Annotated in this window: 13 protein-coding genes and 1 pseudogene; 1 reads left to right on the top strand and 13 read right to left on the bottom strand. The window is 70.7% G+C overall.

The window, feature by feature from the left end:
* Window positions 1-2: 2 nt before the first annotated feature.
* From IE168_RS03290 to IE168_RS03275, 4 genes and pseudogenes are all read right to left on the bottom strand, one after another.
* Window positions 3-1,076, bottom strand: a complete 1,074-nt coding sequence (locus tag IE168_RS03290) for an HD domain-containing phosphohydrolase (RefSeq protein ID WP_189495181.1) — start codon at window positions 1,074-1,076, stop codon at window positions 3-5.
* 156 nt (window positions 1,077-1,232) lie between these two features.
* Window positions 1,233-2,756 carry a lysine--tRNA ligase gene (gene lysS, locus IE168_RS03285; RefSeq protein ID WP_189495179.1) on the bottom strand — a complete coding sequence of 508 codons (1,524 nt, stop codon included), beginning with the start codon at window positions 2,754-2,756 and terminating at the stop codon, window positions 1,233-1,235.
* 140 nt (window positions 2,757-2,896) lie between these two features.
* Window positions 2,897-4,025 (bottom strand): peptide chain release factor 2 gene (gene prfB, locus IE168_RS03280; RefSeq protein ID WP_189495177.1). Its coding sequence is split into 2 segments (ribosomal slippage): window positions 2,897-3,949 and window positions 3,951-4,025, totalling 1,128 coding nucleotides; the frame shifts between segments, so codons are not numbered across the junction.
* A 75-nt stretch (window positions 4,026-4,100) separates the two neighbouring features.
* A pseudogene (locus tag IE168_RS03275) lies at window positions 4,101-5,021 on the bottom strand (LytTR family DNA-binding domain-containing protein).
* 150 nt (window positions 5,022-5,171) lie between these two features.
* Between IE168_RS03275 and IE168_RS03270 the strand changes: the two are divergent.
* A complete protein-coding gene (locus IE168_RS03270) occupies window positions 5,172-6,395 on the top strand; it encodes an acyltransferase family protein (RefSeq protein WP_189495175.1) in 1,224 nt (407 codons plus the stop codon).
* A gap of 76 nt (window positions 6,396-6,471) precedes the next feature.
* On the opposite strand, the gene IE168_RS03265 is transcribed toward IE168_RS03270, so the two are convergent.
* The 9 genes from IE168_RS03265 to dnaK form a co-directional block, all read right to left on the bottom strand.
* Window positions 6,472-7,803: a hypothetical protein gene (locus IE168_RS03265; RefSeq protein ID WP_189495173.1), complete on the bottom strand. Its 1,332-nt coding sequence runs from the start codon at window positions 7,801-7,803 to the stop codon at window positions 6,472-6,474.
* Window positions 7,804-7,902: 99 nt separating this feature from the next.
* Window positions 7,903-9,648, bottom strand: a complete 1,746-nt coding sequence (gene recJ / locus IE168_RS03260) for a single-stranded-DNA-specific exonuclease RecJ (RefSeq protein ID WP_189495171.1) — start codon at window positions 9,646-9,648, stop codon at window positions 7,903-7,905.
* A complete protein-coding gene (locus IE168_RS03255; protein WP_189495169.1) occupies window positions 9,645-10,568 on the bottom strand; it encodes a phosphoglycerate mutase in 924 nt (307 codons plus the stop codon). Before IE168_RS03255 ends, recJ begins: the two co-directional genes overlap by 4 nt.
* Before the next feature lie 28 nt (window positions 10,569-10,596).
* Window positions 10,597-11,070: a transcription elongation factor GreA gene (gene greA / locus IE168_RS03250; protein ID WP_189495167.1), complete on the bottom strand. Its 474-nt coding sequence runs from the start codon at window positions 11,068-11,070 to the stop codon at window positions 10,597-10,599.
* Window positions 11,067-14,312, bottom strand: coding sequence for a carbamoyl-phosphate synthase large subunit (gene carB / locus IE168_RS03245; RefSeq protein ID WP_189495165.1), 3,246 nt, complete (start codon window positions 14,310-14,312; stop codon window positions 11,067-11,069). Before carB ends, greA begins: the two co-directional genes overlap by 4 nt.
* The gene (gene carA, locus IE168_RS03240; protein ID WP_189495163.1) at window positions 14,312-15,436 is read right to left on the bottom strand and encodes a glutamine-hydrolyzing carbamoyl-phosphate synthase small subunit; all 1,125 of its coding nucleotides are present in this window, start codon (window positions 15,434-15,436) and stop codon (window positions 14,312-14,314) included. Before carA ends, carB begins: the two co-directional genes overlap by 1 nt.
* A 135-nt stretch (window positions 15,437-15,571) precedes the next feature.
* Window positions 15,572-16,282 carry a 4-hydroxy-tetrahydrodipicolinate reductase gene (dapB, locus tag IE168_RS03235; protein ID WP_189495160.1) on the bottom strand — a complete coding sequence of 237 codons (711 nt, stop codon included), beginning with the start codon at window positions 16,280-16,282 and terminating at the stop codon, window positions 15,572-15,574.
* Between the two features lie 45 nt (window positions 16,283-16,327).
* The gene (gene dnaJ / locus IE168_RS03230) at window positions 16,328-17,461 is read right to left on the bottom strand and encodes a molecular chaperone DnaJ (protein ID WP_189495158.1); all 1,134 of its coding nucleotides are present in this window, start codon (window positions 17,459-17,461) and stop codon (window positions 16,328-16,330) included.
* Window positions 17,462-17,590: 129 nt separating this feature from the next.
* Window positions 17,591-19,519: a molecular chaperone DnaK gene (dnaK, locus tag IE168_RS03225; protein WP_189495156.1), complete on the bottom strand. Its 1,929-nt coding sequence runs from the start codon at window positions 19,517-19,519 to the stop codon at window positions 17,591-17,593.
* Window positions 19,520-19,604: the final 85 nt, after the last annotated feature.

Raw genomic sequence — 19,604 nt, 5'->3', positions numbered from 1 at the left:
CGTCAGTCCCCCACCGGCCCGGCATCGCCGCCGCGGGCGACATCCGCCGCATAGCGCTCGCAGGCCTCCTCGACGCGCGCGCGGCTGGCCACGAGGGCGTCCACGCAGCGCGGGTCGAACAGGCGCCCGCTCTCGCGGACGATGAAGTCCAGGGTTTCGTCCATGCTCCAGGCGCGCTTGTACGGCCGCTCCGACAGCAGCGCGTCGAACACGTCCGCCACCGCCACGATCCGCGCCTCCAGCGGGATCTCCTCGCCCTTCAGGCCGCCCGGGTACCCGCTGCCGTCGTAGCGCTCCTGGTGGCGCAGCGCGATCGTCGCGCCCATCTGCACGAAGCGGTTCTGGCTGTCCTTGAGCAGCTCGTGGCCGATCTCCGGATGCCGGCGCATCACCGCGAGCTCGTCCGCGTCCAGCGCGCCGGGCTTGAGCAGCACGGCGTCGGGGATCGCGATCTTGCCGATGTCGTGCAGCGGCGCGGCCAGCTCGATGGTGCGCACCTCGTCCTCGCCCAGGCCCAGGCCCTCGGCGACGATGCCGGCCACCGCCGCCAGCCGCGCGAGGTTGGCGCTGGTGCCGGCGTCGCGGTAGGCGATGGCGCGCGCGAGCCGCGTCAGCGTCTCCCGCTCGCGCTCCTCGACCTCGTGCATGCTCGACAGCAGCCGCTGCTCGAGCGACAGCGCACGCTGCTTGACCGACTCGGCCTGCTGCCTGAGCTGCAGCAGGTTGCGGCAGCGTGCGCGCAGCTCGCGCGGGCGCACCGGTTTGACCAGGAAGTCGATCACGCCGGCATCCAGTGCGGCCTGGCGGATGGGTTCGTCGCCGACCACGGTCACCAGCACGATCGGCACGTCGCGGTGTCGCAGCGGACGCCGGAAGCGGCGCGCGAACTCCAGCCCGTCCATCACCGGCATCCGGTAATCGAGCAGCAGCAGGTCGGCGCGATTGTCCTCGCACCAGCGCAGGGCTTCCTGCGGGTCGCTGAAGTCGAGCACCTCCAGCTCGGGACTGATGTCCTCGAGGATGTGCCGCAGCATCGTGCGTGCCGAGGTCTGGTCGTCGACGATGACGATGTTCACCGGTTCATGTTCCCTCGCATCGCGCAGGGCGTCGGGCGCCGCCCCCGGACCGCTGCATGCAGGCCGCGTGCCCGCCCCCGGCCCGCGGATGCGGGGCCCAGGCGACCGAGGATACGTCAGTTCCCGGCCCGGTCGGGCACTTCCCGGCCCCCTGCGTCACTCGGGCGCCGCCTGGGGGCGCATGTAGGGGAACAGCAGCACGTCGCGGATCGAGGCCGAGCCGGTCAGCAGCATGACCAGGCGGTCGATGCCGACGCCGAGTCCGCCGGTGGGCGGCATGCCGACCTCGAGCGCGCGGATGTAGTCGGCGTCGTAGTGCATGGCCTCGTCGTCGCCGCCGGCCTTGGCCTCGACCTGGGCGCGGAAGCGCGCGGCCTGGTCCTCGGGATCGTTGAGCTCGGAGAACCCGTTGGCCATCTCCTTGCCGCCGATGAACAGCTCGAAGCGGTCGGTGATGCCGGGTTCGGTGTCCGACTCGCGCGCCAGCGGCGAGACCTCCACCGGGTAGTGGGTGATGAAGGTCGGCTGCACCAGACCCTCCTCGACGGTCGCCTCGAAGATCTCCAGCAGCAGCTTGCCCCAGCCCCAGGACGGCTTCGTGCGCACGCCGAGGCGCTCGCAATGGGCCGCCAGTGCGTCACGGTCGCGACAGTCGGCGGCGCTGATGCCGGGGTTGAGCTCGCGCACGGCGTCGTCCATGCGCCAGCGGCGGAAGGCCGGAGCCAGGTCGATGTCATGGCCGTCCCAGCCGAAGCGCGTGCCACCGGTGGCCTCGAGCGCCACGTCGCGGATCATCGCCTCGGTCAGGTCCATGACCTGGGTGTACGTGGCGTAGGCCTCGTACAGCTCGAGCATCGTGAACTCGGGGTTGTGGCGGGTGCTGACGCCTTCATTGCGGAAGTTGCGGTTGATCTCGTACACGCGCTCGAAGCCGCCCACGACCAGCCGCTTCAGGTACAGCTCGGGCGCCACGCGCAGGTACAGCTCGAGGTCGAGCGCGTTGTGGTGGGTGGTGAACGGACGCGCGGTGGCGCCGCCGGCGATGTAATGCATCATCGGCGTCTCCACTTCGAGGAAGCGGCGCGCGTCGAGCCAGCGGCGCATCGCCGCGACCACCTTCGAGCGCACCACGAACACCTCGCGCGCCTCGGGGTTCACGATCAGGTCGACGTAGCGCTGGCGGTAGCGCTGCTCGACGTCGGCAAGGCCGTGCCACTTGTCCGGCAGCGGCCGCAGCGACTTGGTCAGCAGGCGCAGCGCGTCGACCTTCACCGACAGCTCGCCGGTGCGGGTGCGCGTGAGCACGCCCTCGGCGGCCACGATGTCGCCCACGTCCCAGCCCTTGAAGGCGTCGTAGGCCTCGCCCAGGGCATTGGACTGCAGGAACAGCTGCAGCCGCCCGCTCACGTCCTGGACCTGGGCGAACGCGGCCTTGCCCATGACCCGCTTGGCGAGCATGCGGCCCGCCACGGCGACCCGGCGGCCGCTGGCCTCGAGGGCCTCGGCGGTCCAGGCCTCGGCGTCGGCGTACTCGTCCTGCAGGTCGCCGGCGTGGTCGGTACGACGGAAGTCGTTGGGGAAGGCGACGCCCTGCCCGCGCAGCGCGGCCAGTTTGCCGCGGCGCTCGGCGATGAGGCTGTTGTCGTCGGCGGCGGGCTGGGGCTGGGCGGGGGTGGTCATGCGGGTCTCGGGGGCTGCGGGATCTGTGGAATCAGGGGGGGGCTGGGAGCGTGTCGCGGGTGCGGGTCGCAGCTTTAGCTGCTCCTACAGTGGCGGCGGCGCGGCTGCAGGAGCAGCTATAGCTGCGAACACTTCCGCGATCAAACAGCGTCGATGCGCTTCGCGCCCACTTCCAGCCCCGACTTCAGGCTGGCCTCGATGAACTCGTCGAGGTCGCCATCGAGCACGTTCTGCGTGTCCGAACGCTCGATGCCGGTGCGCAGATCCTTGATGCGGCTCTGGTCGAGCACGTAGTTGCGGATCTGGCTGCCCCAGCCGATGTCGGACTTGGTGGCTTCCACCGCGTCGCGCTCGGCGTTGCGCTTCTGCATCTCGAGCTCGTACAGCTTGGCCGCCAGCATCTTCATCGCGGTGTCGCGGTTGGAGTGCTGGCTGCGGCCGGTCTGGCAGGCGACCACGATGCCGGTGGGCACGTGCGTGATGCGCACCGCCGACTCGGTCTTGTTGACGTGCTGGCCGCCGGCGCCGGACGAGCGGTAGACGTCGGTCTTGAGGTCGGCCGGGTTGATCTGGATGTCGATCGAATCGTCGACTTCCGGCGACACGAACACCGAGGTGAAGCTGGTGTGGCGGCGGTTGTCGGAGTCAAACGGAGACTTGCGCACCAGGCGGTGCACGCCGGTCTCGGTCTTCAGCCAGCCGTAGGCGAAGTCGCCCTCCACGCGCACCGTGGCCGACTTGATGCCGGCAACGTCGCCGCCGCTGGCCTCCATGATCTCGGTCTTCCAGCCGCGGCTCTCGGCCCAGCGCAGGTACATGCGCAGCAGGATCTCGGCCCAGTCCTGGGCCTCGGTGCCGCCGGCCCCGGCCTGGATGTCCAGGAAGGCGTTGGTCGAGTCCATCTTGCCGGAGAACATGCGCTGGAACTCGAGCTTCTCCACCTGCGCCGACAGGCGCTCGACATCCGCCTCGACCGCTTCCGCGGTCTCCGCGTCGTCTTCGGCCTCGGCCAGGTCCAGCAGCTCGGCCGCCCCCACCAGGCCGTCGGTCAGGTCGCGGATGCCGTTGACGGTCTTGTCGAGCGTCGAGCGCTCGCGCCCCAGCGCCTGCGCGCGCTCGGGGTCGTTCCAGACGTCCGGGTTCTCGAGCTCGCGCTCTACTTCCTCGAGCCGCTCGCGCTTGGTGTCGTAGTCAAAGAAACCCCCTCAGCGCATCCAGCCGACCCTTGAGGTCGGCGATGCGCTGGCGGACGGGATTGAGCTCCATCATCTGCCGGTCGATCCGCTTGGAAAGAGGCGGATTCTAGCAATTCCGGCGCCGGGACCGGGATGCCGCCGTGCGCGCTCAGGCGGTCCGCTGCGGCGCTCCCGGAAAGGCGCGCCCGCGCAGCGCCTCGCGGTAACTGCGGCTGCACGGCAGTTCGGTGCCGTCGACCAGATGAACGCGGGCGTCGCCGCTGTCGAGCGGCTCGATCGAGGCGACCCGCTCGAGGTTGACGATATGGCTGCGATGGATGCGGACGAAGCGGGCCGGATCCAGCCGCGCCTCGATGCCCGCCATGGTGCTGCGCAGGGGATAGTCGCGCCCGGCCACGTGCAGATTGACGTAGTTGCCTGCCGCCTTGAGCCACTCGATGTCCGCCGCGGCGACCAGGAAGTCGCGTCTCAGTTTGCGCACCAGGAAGCGGTCCGGACGTTCTTCGTGCTCGTCGGCGGGAGCCGGAACGCCGGGGTCCGGGCGCCCGAGCACGTGCGCCTCCCCGTGCAGCCGCCGCCAGAGCCAGCTGTAGCCGTGGGCGACGGACACGATCAGGGCAAAAGTCTGCACGTCCTTGATGTACTCGTAAGGCAGGCCGATCCACCAGTCGAAGCTGTAGCTGTCGCCCGCCAGGGCTTAGGCGAAGTTGCGGACCAGCACCATGCCGGCCACGTGCAACAACGACCAGACAAGACTGGCGGCCGCGTACACCGGCAGGCGCCGGGCCCAGGTTCCGGCGTGCAGGGGCCAGCGCTCGCACAGCCACAGCAGCGACGGCACCAGCAGCAGCGACGCCAGCGCACTGCTGCCCTCCTCCACCACCGGCTGCCAGGCCTGCACATGCAGGCCATCGCGATGGGCATCGATCAGGATCACCGCGACGTTGGCCGCCGCGGCGATGCCGAACACCAGCACCCAGATCGCGATCTCGAAGGGGCGCTGCCAGGGCCGGTGGCGGGTCCAGAAGTCCTGCGGCTCGCGGGCAGGTCCGGCATCGGATCGGTGCATGACGAAATTGTATCGACGCCGCCGATACCCGCTCCACGGCTCGTCCCCCAGTTCCGCGGTTCGGCCCAAAACCCCGTCGCAGTGCCACTTTGCGCTGGCACCAGCAGGCATCACGATCAATGCTCGACCGTCCTTTCGCCGGCCAGACCGATGCCCAGACGCCACGATATCGACGCGCTCCGCGTCTTCGCTTTCGCCCTGCTGATCGCCTATCACCTCGGCATGGTCTACGTCGCCGAATGGGGCTACCACGCCAAGAGCACCTACCAGGCGGAATGGCTGCAGTGGCCGATGATCGCGCTCAACCGCTGGCGGATGCCGCTGCTGTTCATGATCTCCGGCATCGCCCTGGGCCTGGCCATGGCCGCACGTCCGGGCTGGCGACTGGCGCTGTCACGCAGCTGGAGACTGCTGCTTCCGCTTCTGTTCGGGATGCTGGCGATCGTCCCGGTCCAGGCCTACTGCGAAGCACTCGGCAACGGCGCGATCGAGCCGGACTTCGGCGCGTTCATGGCCCGCTACCTGCAGCTGCGACCCTGGGCGGGCGGCGGCTGGTCCGGCGCCGAGTATGGAATCACCTGGAACCATCTCTGGTACCTGGCCTATGTCTGGACCTACAGCATGCTGCTGCTGGCGCTGACGCCGGTGCTGGAGTCGGCCGCTGGAACGCGGCTGCGAAACTGGCTGTTCGACCGCCCCCGCATCTTCTGGGTGCTGGTCCCCTCGGCCTGGCTGTTCGCCGGCCTCTGGTGGTTGATGCCGCGCTGGCCCGAGACCCATGCGCTGGTCGGCGACTGGTACGCACACGCCAAATACCTGTTCTTCTTCGCCGCGGGCTGGCTGGTCGCAGGCGAGGCGCGCTTCTGGACCGGCCTGGTCGCCATGCGCCGGACGACGCTGGCGCTGGCGCTGCTGGCCATCAGCCTCGAACTGTCCCTGCGTGCAGCCGGTCGCTACCTTCCGCCCGGCGACATCCCCGCCTGGGCGCTGCGCGTGGACTGGGCCATGATCGAGCGCATGGCCCGGGCGACCTACGCCTGGACCGCGCTGCTGGCGATCTTCGGCTGGAGCCGCACTCTGCTCGACCGCCCATTCCAGTGGCTGCCGAGCGCACGTGAGGCGGTGTTTCCCTGGTATGTGCTGCACCAGAGCCTGATCGTGCCCCTGGCGTTCTCGCTCTCACCGCTGGCGCTGGGGCCGTGGCTCGAGCCACTCCTGGTGGGCACGGGCACCATTGCCGGCTGCGCCATCCTGCATATGCGGGTCATCGCCCGCATCCGCTGGCTGCGCCCCTTCTTCGGACTTCCGCCCAGACCCAGTCGCCAGGCTTCCCGGTACTCGACAACGAGCTGGATGGCATCTCCGCCGCGGTAGTCGTCGGGCGAGAGACGGAAGGCGACGTGCAAGCGCGGGGGCGGTGGTTCGCCGCCCCAACCGCCGAACCGGCCGTTCAGCGCCGCCGCACGCCGATGCGGTAGCGACCGCCCTCGCCGCCGCCCAGCGACGATGCTTCGAGCACGTAGTCCCCGGCCGGCAGGTGCTGTTCGATGCGCGCGTCCAGGCCACCACCGCTGTCGTCGTCCGCGGCGATCTCCTCGCCATCGCGGAACAGGCGCAGGTGGCTGTCGAGGCCCTCGCCGGCGGACATCTCGACCACGTGGTCGCCGGCGCGCGGGACGCTGAAGGTGTAGCGGTCCGAGGTCCCCCCGATCAGTCGCGCGTCGCGCGGCTGCCCGACCCGCAGCGCGCCGCCGCCGGCATCCGCCGGAACGTCGGACAGCGCCGCGGACAGGGTGAACACGCCGGCGCCGGTATCGAAGGCCGAGGCGCGGACGGTGTATTCGCCCGGCTCCAGCACGGTGGCGATGCGCGCGTCGAGCCGCTCGCCGGAGTCGTCGTCCTCGAGCTCCACGCCGTTGCCCAGCAGCTGCAGGCCGGGATCGATCTCGTTGCTGCGCATGTCGAGTTCGAGCAGATGGCGGCCGTCCAGTCGCAGGCGATAGGTCACCGGCTGGCCCTGGTAGAGGGCGGTGACCTCGCGGCCCGGCACGAGTTCGCCGTCGACGGCCGGCTCGACGCCTTCCGGCAGCGCATGGCTGGCCACCGAGAGTTCGTACTGGCCGTCGATGCTGTCCTGGAAGCCGGAGGCGCGCAGGCTGTAGATCCCGGGCGCGAGCCGGGTGGTCAGCATCGAGTTGCTGCCTTCGGAATCGTCGCTGCGCAGCGACACGCCCTCGCCCTCCAGCGACAGCACGGTGTCGAAGTCGTCGGACGCCATGCGGATGCGGTACATGCCGGGCTCGGTGATGCGCAGCGGGATGGTGCGCGGCGACTGCGCCCAGTCGGTGATCGTCGCCCCCGGCGCGAGCTCGCCGCCGGCATACACCTGCATGGCCGTGGCGCTCAGCGTGTACGGGCCATAGGCCGAAGCATCGCGGCCACTCACGGCCAGCACGTAGCGGCCGGCCCGCGGCGCGCGCACGGCGAGGCTGGCGTCGTCGGGGCCCTCGGCCGAGGCCTGCACCAGTTCGCCGTCGCGGAACAGCGACAGCTGCGCATCCAGCGGGCCCGTGACCTCGAAGCGCACGCCTTCGTCGGCGGCCAGGCTGATGGCGTACAGCTCGCTGCGGCTGCCGTCGCGCCAGTTCATGGCATCGGCGCTGGTGATCTCGCCCCGTACGGGCTGGCCCACGGCCAGCGGCGACGTCGGCGTGGCCGCCGTGGCCATGCCGGAGAACATGGCGAGGATCGCCAGCGTGAGCGCGGTTGAGCGTGGAGCCATGTGCGATTCCCTCGATCGGTGGCCGGCGCGGGCGCGCAGGCGGTGCGCGATTATCAATCGGCTCCGCGGTCCGCGATAGCCCCCTGAATGCGGCCGCGCTCAGCAGGCCTCGAGGTGTTCGACCAGCAGCTGGATCGCGTCCCCGCCGCGGTAGTCATCCGGCTGCAGGCGGTAGGCCAGGCGCGCGCGGCCCGGCGGAGGTTCGCCGCGCCAGGCGCCGAACTGGATCGCGGCCAGCGGCGTCCTCAGGCCCTCGGCACGCAGGGTCATGCGCAGGTGGCGCTCGCCCACCACGCGCCAGTCGGCCACCTCGAACTCGCCGTCGAACAGCGGCTCGGGAAAGGCCTGGCCCCAGGGGCCGCCATCGCGCAGGGCCTCGGCGTGGAAACGGTCGAACTCGTGCGGGGCCAGCGCGCCGTCGCTGTCGAGGGTGGCCTGCAGCGCGGCGGCATCCAGCGTCGCGGCGGCATGGGCCTGGAACGCGGCCTGGAAGGCGTCCAGGCGCGCGGCGTCCAGCGTCAGGCCGGCCGCCATGGCATGGCCGCCGAAGCGTTCGATCAGCCCGGGATGACGCGCATCGATCGCGGCCAGGGCATCGCGCACGTGGAAGCCCGGGATCGAGCGTGCCGAGCCGCGCAGGCTGGCGCTGCCGGGTTCGGACGGCGCGAACGCGACCACCGGCCGGTGCAACCGCTCCTTGAGCTTCGACGCCACCAGCCCGACCACGCCCGGATGCCAGCCCGGATCGAAGGCGCAGGCCGCGGCCTTGCTCCCATCGCCCTGCCCCATCGCGTCGAGCGCCTGCGTCGTGAGCGCGCGCTCGGCTTCGTCCAGCATCGCCTGCTGCACGTTGCGGCGTTCGCGGTTGATCGTGTCAAGCTGGACCGCCAGTTCGCGTGCCCGCGCCGGATCGTCACACAGCAGGCATTCGATGCCGAGCGCCATGTCCTCCAGGCGCCCGGCGGCGTTCAGGCGCGGCCCGACGGCGAAGCCGATGTCCGCCGCGGACAGCAGCTCCGCGCGGCGGCCGGACACCTCCACCAGCGCCTTGAGCCCGGCGCAGCCCTGCCCCGCGCGCAGGCGGCGCAGGCCGGCCGCGACCAGGGCGCGGTTGTTGGCGTCCAGCGGCACCAGGTCGGCCACGGTGCCGACGGCGACCAGGTCCAGCAGCTGCGCAAGCTCCGGCCCCTTGCCTTCCAGCCGGCCCTCGTCGCGCAGTCGCGCGCGGAGCGCCAGCAGCACGTAGAACATGACGCCCACGCCGGCCAGCATCTTGCTGCCGAAGCCGTCACCCTCGCGGTTCGGATTGACGATGGCGTCGGCCGCCGGCAGCCGCTCGCCGGGCAGGTGGTGGTCGGTGACCAGCACCTGCCAACCCAGGGCCCGGGCGGCCTCGATACCGGCATGGCAGGCGATGCCGTGGTCCACGGTCACCAGCAGGTCGGGGCGCAGCGGCGCCAGTTCCGCCACCAGCGCGGTCGACAGGCCATAGCCGTGCACCATGCGGTTGGGAACGGCGTGCAGCACGTCGCCCGCGCCGAGCATGCGCAGGCCGCGCACTGCGAGGGCGCAGGCGGTGGCGCCGTCGGCATCGAAGTCGCCCACCACCAGGATGCGGCGGCCACCCTCGATCGCAGCGGCCAGCAGCGCCGTGGCGCGATCGAGGTCGAGCAGGCCGTCGGGCGGCAGCAGGCCGGCCAGCCGCGGGCGCGCGGCATCGGCGTCGTGCGCGCCGCGGGCGGCATAGATGCGGCGCAGCAGCGGCGGGATGTCGGCCGGCCACGACGCCGCGGCGTCAGCGCCGTCCGCAAGCGCGCGGCGCCGGATCCTGCGGACGGGCGTCACTGCGCCGGCCAGGCCAGCGGGGCGCGCCAGATGCGCAGCGCCTGCCCGCGACGCAGGCAGAAGCGCCAGCCATCGGCATCGTCCAGGTGCAGCGCCGCGATGCCGCCCGCGCGCAGCGCATCCAGCGCCGGTGCCAGCCACCCGCTTTCGATCCACGCGAGGTCGCGCGTGCCCTCGAGGTCGTACACGCCCGGCTCGCCCGCGAAGCGCTCCGGCAGGTCGGCCCCGCGGCCGCCGGCCGAGGCAAGGGCGCGCGCGCTGTCGTCGCCGCTGAAGCCGGTGGTGCCTTGGCCGGACGCAGCGGCCGGCAGGCGACCGCCGCCCCAGAACCACAGCGCGTTGACCGGCGACTGGCCGCGCGCCGCGCGTCGCGCATTGAGGGGATGGTGGTGCAGCGTCACCTGCGCCTCGCTGGCCAGCGTGCGCCAGCGCCGCGCCTCGGGGCTGATGTCCAGGTGTTCGAAGATGTCCTCGCCCAGCGCGTCGCCGGGGTCGGAAAACACCGGCAGGCGCGTCTCCGCCGGCAGGCGCAGGTACCAGCGCGCCGGATGCGGGGCGTCGAGCATGAACCCGGCATCGCCGAACAGCGGACGCAGTGCCGACAGCAGCTCGTCACTGTCGGCGCGCGCCAGTCCCAGCGCATCGCCGTGCGCCAGCAGGCGCACGCCGTTGATGTCCGGGCGCAGCCAGACCGGGTCGGCGCGCAGCCACGCCGCACCGGCGGCATCGCCGAGCTCGGCCTGCCGCGACAGCGCCGCGATCGGCCAGCCCTCGCCGCGCAGCGGGAAATGCCGCAGCAGCTGCGCGCGCCTGCCCGCCTCGCCGGCGGGCACCGGGTCGCCGCGCCCCAGGCGCTTCGCGCAGGCCGCGGACAGGCGCTGTCGCCCCAGCCGAGCGGCGGCCGGGAGCAGCAGGGTCACGCTGGAATCCAGGTCCGGCATCGCCGGATCAGCCGTAGCTGACCTCGACGATCTCGACCTCGCTGGTGCCGCCGGGCGCCTCGATGGTCACGACGTCGCCGGCGTGCTTGCCGATGAGCGCGCGCGCCACCGGCGAGGAGATGGCGATCAGGCCCTGTTTGATGTCGGCTTCCAGGTCGCCGACGATCTGGTAGCGGGTCTCCTTGCCCGTATCCTCGTCGGCCAGCAGCACGTTGGCACCGAACACGACCTTGTCGCCGACGTTGAGCGAGGCGACGTCGATCACCTGCGCGTGCGACAGCTCGCTCTCGAGCTGCTTGATGCGGCCCTCGATGAAGCCCTGCTGCTCGCGCGCGGCGTGGTACTCGGCGTTTTCCTTCAGGTCGCCGTGGGCACGCGCCTCGGCGATCGCGTTGATGACGGCAGGCCGCTGGACGCTCTTCAGTTCTTCCAGCTCCGCGCGCAGGCGCTGCGCTCCCTGTGCCGTGATCGGTGGTCTCATGTCCGCTTCAACTCCTCGTGCAGTTCTTGCAGCGCCCACACCGGGCCGCTGCCGCGATATTCCAGAGAATGCAGCAGGGCCTTCGCACCGGCAATGGTGGTCGAATAGGTCACCCGCTGCTGCAGCGCCTCGCGGCGGATCGAGAACGAGTCCGCGATCGCCTGGCGCCCTTCGGTGGTATTGACGATGTAGGCGATGTCGCCGTTCTTGATCAGGTCCACGATGTGCGGCCGGCCTTCGGCGACCTTGTTGACCTGCTCGCATTCGAATCCGTTGTCGCGCAGCCAGGCCGCGGTACCGGAGGTCGCGACCAGCGAGAAGCCGCGCTCGACCAGCGCCTTCGCCACCGGCAGCACGCGCTTCTTGTCCGGATCGCGCACCGAGACGAAGGCCTTGCCCGCCTCCGGCGCACGGATGCCCGCGGCCTCCTGCGCGCGCGCGAAGGCGGCGCCGAAGTCGCGGCCCACGCCCATCACCTCGCCGGTGGAGCGCATCTCCGGGCCCAGGATCGGATCGACGCCCTGGAACTTGGCGAACGGGAAGATGGCTTCCTTCACCGAGTAGTACTCCGGCACCACCTCGTCCACCGCGCCCTGCTCCGCCAGGCTGCGCCCGGCCATGCAGCGCGCGGCGATCTTGGCCAGCGGCACGCCGGTGGCCTTGGACACGAAGGGCACCGTGCGCGAGGCGCGCGGATTCACTTCCAGCAGATAGATGGTGTCCTCGCCCTCGTCGCTGGTCTGCACGGCGAACTGGGTGTTCATCAGGCCGACCACCTTGAGCTCGCGGGCGAGCGCGGCGACCTGCTCGCGCAGGCGCGCCTTCGTGTCGGCCGACAGCGAGTACGGCGGCAGCGAGCACGACGAGTCGCCGGAATGCACGCCGGCCTCCTCGATGTGCTCCATCACCCCGCCCACCAGCACCCGGCCGTCGGCGTCGGCGATGACGTCGATGTCGACCTCGATCGCGTTGTCGAGGAAGCGGTCCAGCAGCACCGGCGAATCGTTGGACACCTTCACCGCCTCGCGCATGTAGCGCTCGAGATCGGCGTCGGCGTGCACCACTTCCATCGCGCGGCCACCGAGCACGTAGCTCGGGCGCACCACCAGCGGATAGCCGACCTCGCGCGCCAGCACCAGGGCTTCCTCCGCACTGCGTGCGGTGCGGTTGGGCGGCTGCTTCAGGCCCAGTCCGTCGACCAGCTTCTGGAAACGCTCGCGGTCCTCGGCGAGGTCGATCGAGTCCGGCGAAGTGCCGATGATGGGCACGCCGTTGGCCTCCAGCGCGCGCGCCAGCTTGAGCGGCGTCTGGCCGCCGTAATGCACGATCACGCCCTTGGGCTGCTCCAGCTCGACGATCTCCAGCACGTCCTCCAGCGTCACCGGCTCGAAGTACAAGCGGTCGGAGGTGTCGTAGTCGGTCGAGACCGTCTCCGGGTTGCAGTTGACCATGATGGTCTCGTACCCGTCCTCGCGCAGGGCGAGCGCGGCGTGCACGCAGCAGTAGTCGAACTCGATGCCCTGGCCGATCCGGTTGGGCCCGCCGCCCAGCACCATGATCTTGTCGCGCCCGCTGGGCTCGGCCTCGCACTCGTCCTCGTAGGTCGAGTACAGGTAGGCGGTGGTGGTGGCGAATTCGGCGGCACAGGAGTCCACGCGCTTGTAGACCGGGCGGATGCCGAAGGCGCGGCGCAGCGCGCGCACCGACTTCTCCTCCACCCCGACCAGCTGCGCCAGGCGCGCGTCGGAGAAGCCCATGCGCTTGAGCGCACGAAGGCGCGCGGCATCGAGCGCGTCGACGCCGTTGGCGGCCACCTCGCGCTCGGCGGCGACGATGTCCTCGATCTGGTCGAGGAACCAGGGATCGATCCACGACAGCGCGAACACCTCGTCCACCGTCATGCCGGCGCGGAAGGCGTCGGCGACGTGGAACAGGCGCTCCGGCCCCGGCTCGCGCAGCTCGCGGCGCAGCGCGGCACGGCCTTCGTCCGTGTCCAGCGCAAGGCCGGTGGGATCGAGGCCGGCCTTGCCGGTCTCCAGCCCGCGCAGCGCCTTCTGCAGCGACTCCTGGAAGCTGCGGCCGATGGCCATCACCTCGCCCACCGACTTCATCTGGGTAGTCAGGCGCGAGTCGGCCTGCGGGAACTTCTCGAACGCGAAGCGCGGGATCTTGGTGACCACGTAGTCGATCGAGGGCTCGAACGAGGCCGGCGTCTTGCCGCCGGTGATCTCGTTCTTCAGCTCGTCGAGCGTGTAGCCCACGGCCAGCTTGGCCGCGACCTTGGCGATCGGGAAGCCGGTGGCCTTCGACGCCAGCGCCGACGATCGAGACACGCGCGGGTTCATCTCGATCACCACCACGCGCCCGGTCTCGGCGTTGATGCCGAACTGCACGTTCGAGCCACCGGTGTCGACGCCGATCTTGCGCAGCACGTCGATCGAGGCCTGGCGCAGACGCTGGTATTCGCGGTCGGTGAGGGTCTGCGCCGGGGCGACGGTGATCGAGTCGCCGGTGTGCACGCCCATCGCGTCGAGGTTCTCGATCGAGCAGACGATGATGCAGTTGTCCGCGGTGTCGCGGACCACCTCCATCTCGAACTCCTTCCAGCCCAGCACCGACTCCTCGACCAGGATCTCGTTCACCGGCGACAGCTCGAGGCCGCGCTTGGCGATCTCCTCGAACTCCTCGCGGTTGTAGGCGATGCCACCGCCGCTGCCGCCCAGCGTGAACGACGGCCGGATGATGGTCGGGTAACCGACCTTCGCCTGGATCTCGACGGCCTGCTCGAAGGTCTTGGCGACTTCGGCCCTGGGGCATTCAAGCCCGATCTCGCCCATCGCGACGCGGAACAGCTCGCGGTCCTCGGCCATCATGATGGCCTCGCGCTTCGCGCCGATCAGCTCGACGCCGTACTTCTCCAGCACGCCGTGGTCGGCGAGGTCGAGCGCGCAGTTGAGCGCGGTCTGGCCGCCCATGGTCGGCAGCAGCGCGTCTGGCTTCTCCTTGGCGATGATCTTCTCGACCGTCTGCCAGTTGATCGGCTCGATGTAGACCGCGTCCGCCGTGTCGGGGTCGGTCATGATCGTGGCCGGATTGGAGTTCACCAGCACCACGCGGTAGCCCTCCTCGCGCAGCGCCTTGCACGCCTGCGCGCCGGAGTAGTCGAACTCGCAGGCCTGGCCGATGACGATGGGGCCGGCGCCGATGATGAGGATGGTCTTGAGGTCGGTGCGCCTGGGCATCAGTGCTGCGCCTCCATCAGCGCGATGAAGCGGTCGAAGAGTGGCGTCACGTCCTGCGGGCCGGGCGCGGCCTCGGGATGGCCCTGGAAGCTGAAGGCCGGCGCGTCGGTGAGCGCGATGCCCTGGTTGGTGCCGTCGAACAGCGAGCGGTGGGTGACGCGCACGTTGCCCGGCAGCGTGGCCTCGTCGATGGCGAAGCCGTGGTTCTGCGAGGTGATCATCACCCGCCCGGTCTCGAGGTCCTGCACCGGATGGTTGGCGCCGTGGTGGCCGTTGGCCATCTTGATCGTGCGCGCGCCCACGGCCAGGCCCAGCAGCTGGTGGCCCAGGCAGATGCCGAAGGTCGGCACCTTCGCGGCCAGCACTTCGCGGATCGCGTCGATGGCGTAGTCGCAGGGTTCCGGGTCGCCGGGGCCGTTGGACAGGAACACTCCGTCGGGCTTCAGCGCCAGCGCCTCGGCGGCGGTGGTGCGCGCGGGCAGCACGGTCACGTCGCAGCCGCGGTCGGCGAGCATGCGCAGGATGTTGCGCTTCACGCCGAAGTCCCAGGCCACCACGCGGAAGCGCGGCGCCACCTTGCGGAAGCCGCCGGCGTCGAGGTCGAGGTCGCCCTCGTTCCACTGGTAGCGCGCGTCGGTGCTGACCACCTGGGCCAGGTCCATGCCCTTGAGGCCCGGGAACTTGCGCGCGGCTTCAACGGCGCGGTCGATGTCGATCTCGCCGGCCATCACCGCGCCGTTCTGGGCACCGCGCTCGCGCAGCAGGCGGGTCAGGCGGCGGGTGTCGATGCCGGCGATCGCGACCACGCCGCGGTCGGCCAGCCACTCGGGGAGCGCGGCGCGGCTGCGCCAGCTGCTCGGGCGGCGCGGGACGTCACGCACCACCAGGCCCGCCGACCAGACCTTGCCGGACTCGTCGTCCTGGCCGGAGCAGCCGGTGTTGCCGATGTGGGGATAGGTCAGGGTGACGATCTGGCGGGCGTACGAGGGGTCGGTGAGGACCTCCTGATAGCCGGTCATCGCGGTGTTGAACACGACTTCGCCGACGGAAAGGCCGGGCGCGCCGACGGATACGCCTTCGAAGACCGTACCGTCTTCGAGCGCGAGGATTGCGGGTGGGGTCACTGGCGGTCGCCTACGTGGGGTTGCAAGACACCGCCGGCCCGGCATTGGCCGGCCCGGAGGCATGAGGATCAGGCGAGCGGGAATGATACCGGCGCGGGTTCCGCTGCGCCAGCGAGAACGTGAATGCCCGGCGCCTCAGAGCAGGTCGCGCAGGCGCCAGGCCCCCGGCGGGCGGCCACGCAGGCGGGAGGCCGCGTGCAGCGCCCCGCGCGCGAAGACATCGCGGCTGGTGGCGCGATGCACCAGCTCCACGCGCTCGCCCGTGCCGGTGAGCTGCACTAGGTGTTCGCCGACGATGTCGCCGGCCCGCAGGCTGGCGTAGCGCGGCATGCCGCCGCCCCTTTTCGCGGCGGCACCGAGGGCCAGCGCGGTGCCGGACGGGGCGTCCTGCTTGTGCACGTGGTGGGTCTCGACGATGTCGCAGTCCCAGCCGGCCAGCGCCGCCGCGGCGCGCTCGACCAGCTCCTCGAGCACCGCCACGCCCAGGCTGAAGTTGGCGGCCCACAGCACCGGGATATCGGCGGCGGCCTCGGCGAGGGCCTGTCGCTGGGCATCCGAGAGCCCGGTGGTGCCCGACACCAGGGCCGCGCCACGCTGCCTGCACAGGGCCAGCAGCGGATCGAAGCCCTCGGGCAGGCTGAAATCGATGGCGACGTCGAAGGGCGGCACGCCCGCAAGCTCGCTGGCCGCGAACTGCGGCACGCCATCGACCACCCGCTGCGCCGGCTTGCGCGACACCGCCGCCACCACGCTGCAGTCCACCGCGCCCCCGGCGCACAGGCGCAGCAGCGCCTGCCCCATGCGGCCGCTGGCACCGTGGATCAGGAACCTGACTGGATCACCCATCCGGGAAGGCTAGCGAGGCGGCCGCGCAGCCACAAGCACGCGCCCTCAGGAGGTCATCCGCTCCCAGAAGCCTTTCACGCCGTCGACGAAGGTGCTCGACTTCGGTGAATGACGGCGCGCGCCCTCGCCGACGAAGGTGCCCTCGAACTGCTCCAGCAGCTCGCGCTGCGCGGCGGTCAGGTTGACCGGGGTCTCCACCACGACCTTGCAGTACAGATCTCCCGGCGCGCGGCTGCGCACCGACTTCACGCCCTTGTCGCGCAGGCGGAAGACCTTGCCGGTCTGGGTCTCGGCGGGAATGCGGATCTCGGCCTCGCCGCCGAGGGTCGGCACGCGCACGGTATCGCCAAGCGCGGCCTGCGAGAAGCGGATCGGCACCTCGCAGTGCAGGTCGTCGCCGTCGCGCTCGAAGATGGCGTGCGGGCGCACACGGACTTCGACGTAAAGATCGCCGGGCTGGGTGCCGGGCGGACCGGCCTCGCCCTCGCCGGACAGGCGGATGCGGTCGCCGGTATCGACGCCCGCGGGCACCTTGACCTGCAGGACCTTCTCCTCCTCCACGCGGCCGTTGCCGCGGCAGGCCGGGCACGGGGTCCTGAAGGTCTTGCCGCGGCCGTGGCAGGACGGGCACGGCTGCTGCATCGAGAAGATGCCGCGCTGGAACCGGACCTGGCCGTGGCCATGGCAGGTGTCGCAGGTCTCGAGCTGGCCGTCCTCGGAGCCCGTGCCCTTGCAGGGTTCGCACTCGACCAGCGTCGGCAGCTCGATGCGGCGCTCGACGCCGGCGACGGCGTCCTCGAGGTCGAGCTCCATCACGTAGCCGATGTCGGCGCCGCGGCGCGGGCCGCGGGCGCCGCCACCGCCGCCGAAGATGTTGCCGAAGATGTCGCCGAAGATGTCGCCCATGTCGGCGCCGCCGAAGCCCGGGCCGGCGTTGCCGCCGCCCATGCCGTGCTCGAACGCGGCATGGCCGTGCTGGTCGTACATGCGGCGCTTGCCGCCGTCGGACAGGACCTCGTAGGCCTCCTTGCACTCCTTGAACGCAGCCTCGGCCCTGGCGTCGCCGGGGTTGCGGTCAGGGTGGTACTTCATCGCGCAGCGGCGATAGGCCTTCTTCAGCTCGTCCTCGGTGGCGCTGCGGGCCACGCCGAGGACTTCGTAATAGTCACGCTTGCTCATCGATCAGGTCCGTGCTGCCTGGTGGACCCGACGGTGCGGGGTCCGGATACGCGGCGGGAACCGGGTTTCGATCCGGTCCCCGCCACGGGGGTGGCCATCGCGGCCATCGCCGCGCCCACGCTGGGGCGATCAGGCCTTGCGGTCGTCGTCCTTGACCTCGGTGAACTCGGCGTCGACCACGTCGTCGGCCGCCTGGCCGGCATCGGTGGGGCCGCCGGCACCGGCGTCGCCGCCCTGCCCGGCCGCCGCGGCCGCCGCGAACAGCGACTGCGCGACCTCCTCCAGCGCCTTGGTCTTCGCCTCGATCTGGCCCTTGTCGTCACCCTTCATGGCGGTTTCGACGTCGGCGATCGCGGCCTCCACGCGGCCGATCACGTCGCCCGGCACCTTGTCGCCGTTGTCCTTGATCGCGCTGCGGGTACCGTGCACCAGCGCATCCGCCTGGTTGCGGGCGCCGACCAGCTCGTGGAACTTGCGGTCGTCCTCGCGGTGCGCCTCGGCGTCGGCGACCATCCGCTGGATCTCCTCGTCCGACAGGCCCGAGCCGGCCTTGATCTCGACCTTCTGCTCCTTGCCGGTCTTCTTGTCCTTGGCGGTCACGTGCACGATGCCGTTGGCGTCGATGTCGAACGACACCTCCACCTGCGGCATGCCGCGCGGCGCCGGCTCGATGCCCGACAGGTCGAACTTGGCCAGCGACTTGTTGTAGCGGGCCTGCTCGCGCTCGCCCTGCAGCACGTGCACCGTCACCGCGGACTGGTTGTCCTCGGCGGTGCTGAACGTCTGCGAGGCCTTGGTCGGGATGGTGGTGTTCTTCTCGATGATCTTGGTGAACACGCCGCCGAGGGTTTCGATGCCGAGCGACAGCGGGGTCACGTCGAGCAGCAGCACGTCCTTGACGTCGCCGGCCAGCACGCCACCCTGCACCGCGGCGCCGATGGCGACGGCCTCGTCGGGGTTCACGTCCTTGCGCGGCTCCTTGCCGAAGAACTCGGCCACGGCCTGCTGCACCTTGGGCATGCGGGTCTGGCCGCCGACCAGGATCACCTCGTTGATGTCGCTGGAGCGCAGGCCGGCGTCGTTGAGCGCGGTGCGGCAGGGCTCGAGCGTCTTCTTGACCAGGTCCTCCACCAGCGCCTCGAGCTTGGCCCGGGTCAGCTTGATGTTGAGGTGCTTCGGGCCCGAAGCGTCCGCGGTCACGTACGGCAGGTTCACTTCCGTCTGCTGGGCGCTGGACAGCTCGATCTTGGCGCGCTCGGCCGCGTCCTTCAGGCGCTGCAGGGCCAGCGGGTCCTTTCGCAGGTCGATGCCCTGGTCCTTCTGGAACTCTTCCACCAGGTAGTCGATGACGCGCTTGTCGAAGTCCTCGCCGCCCAGGAAGGTGTCGCCGCTGGTGGCCAGCACCTCGAACTGCTTCTCGCCGTCGACTTCCGCGATCTCGATGATCGACATGTCGAAGGTACCGCCGCCGAGGTCGTACACGGCGATCTTGCGGTCGCCGCCGTCCTTGTCGAGGCCGTAGGCCAGCGCGGCCGCGGTGGGCTCGTTGATGATGCGCTTGACGTCGAGGCCGGCGATGCGGCCGGCGTCCTTGGTCGCCTGGCGCTGGGAGTCGTTGAAGTAGGCCGGCACCGTGATCACGGCCTCGGTCACCTTCTCGCCCAGGTAGTCCTCGGCGGTCTTCTTCATCTTCTCGAGGATGCGCGCGGAGACTTCCTGCGCCGACAGCTTCTTGCCGTCGCTGGTCTCGACCCAGGCGTCGCCGTTGTCGTGGGCGACGATCGCGTACGGCACCAGGCCCAGGTCCTTCTTGACCTCGGCGTCGGTGAACTTGCGGCCGATCAGGCGCTTGACCGCATAGAAGGTGTTCTTCGGGTTGGTCACGGCCTGGCGCTTGGCGGACGCGCCGACCAGCACCTCGCCGTCCTTGGTGTAGGCGACGACGGACGGGGTCGTGCGGTCGCCTTCACTGTTCTCGATGACGCGGGCCTTGCCGCCGTCCATGATCGCCACGCACGAATTGGTCGTGCCCAGGTCGATGCCGATGATCTTTGCCATGGGTGTCTGCCTCTTGGAATTTGGTCTGGGGGCGGCAGCGCCGCCGATGACTGCTATCTGGGGATGGCGGCGGCGCCTTCAAGCG

This window comes from Luteimonas padinae, from assembly GCF_014652935.1.
GTDB lineage: Bacteria > Pseudomonadota > Gammaproteobacteria > Xanthomonadales > Xanthomonadaceae > Luteimonas > Luteimonas padinae.
The sequence above is the reverse complement of the archived record's forward strand: the minus strand, read 5'-3'. Positions and strand labels throughout refer to the sequence as shown.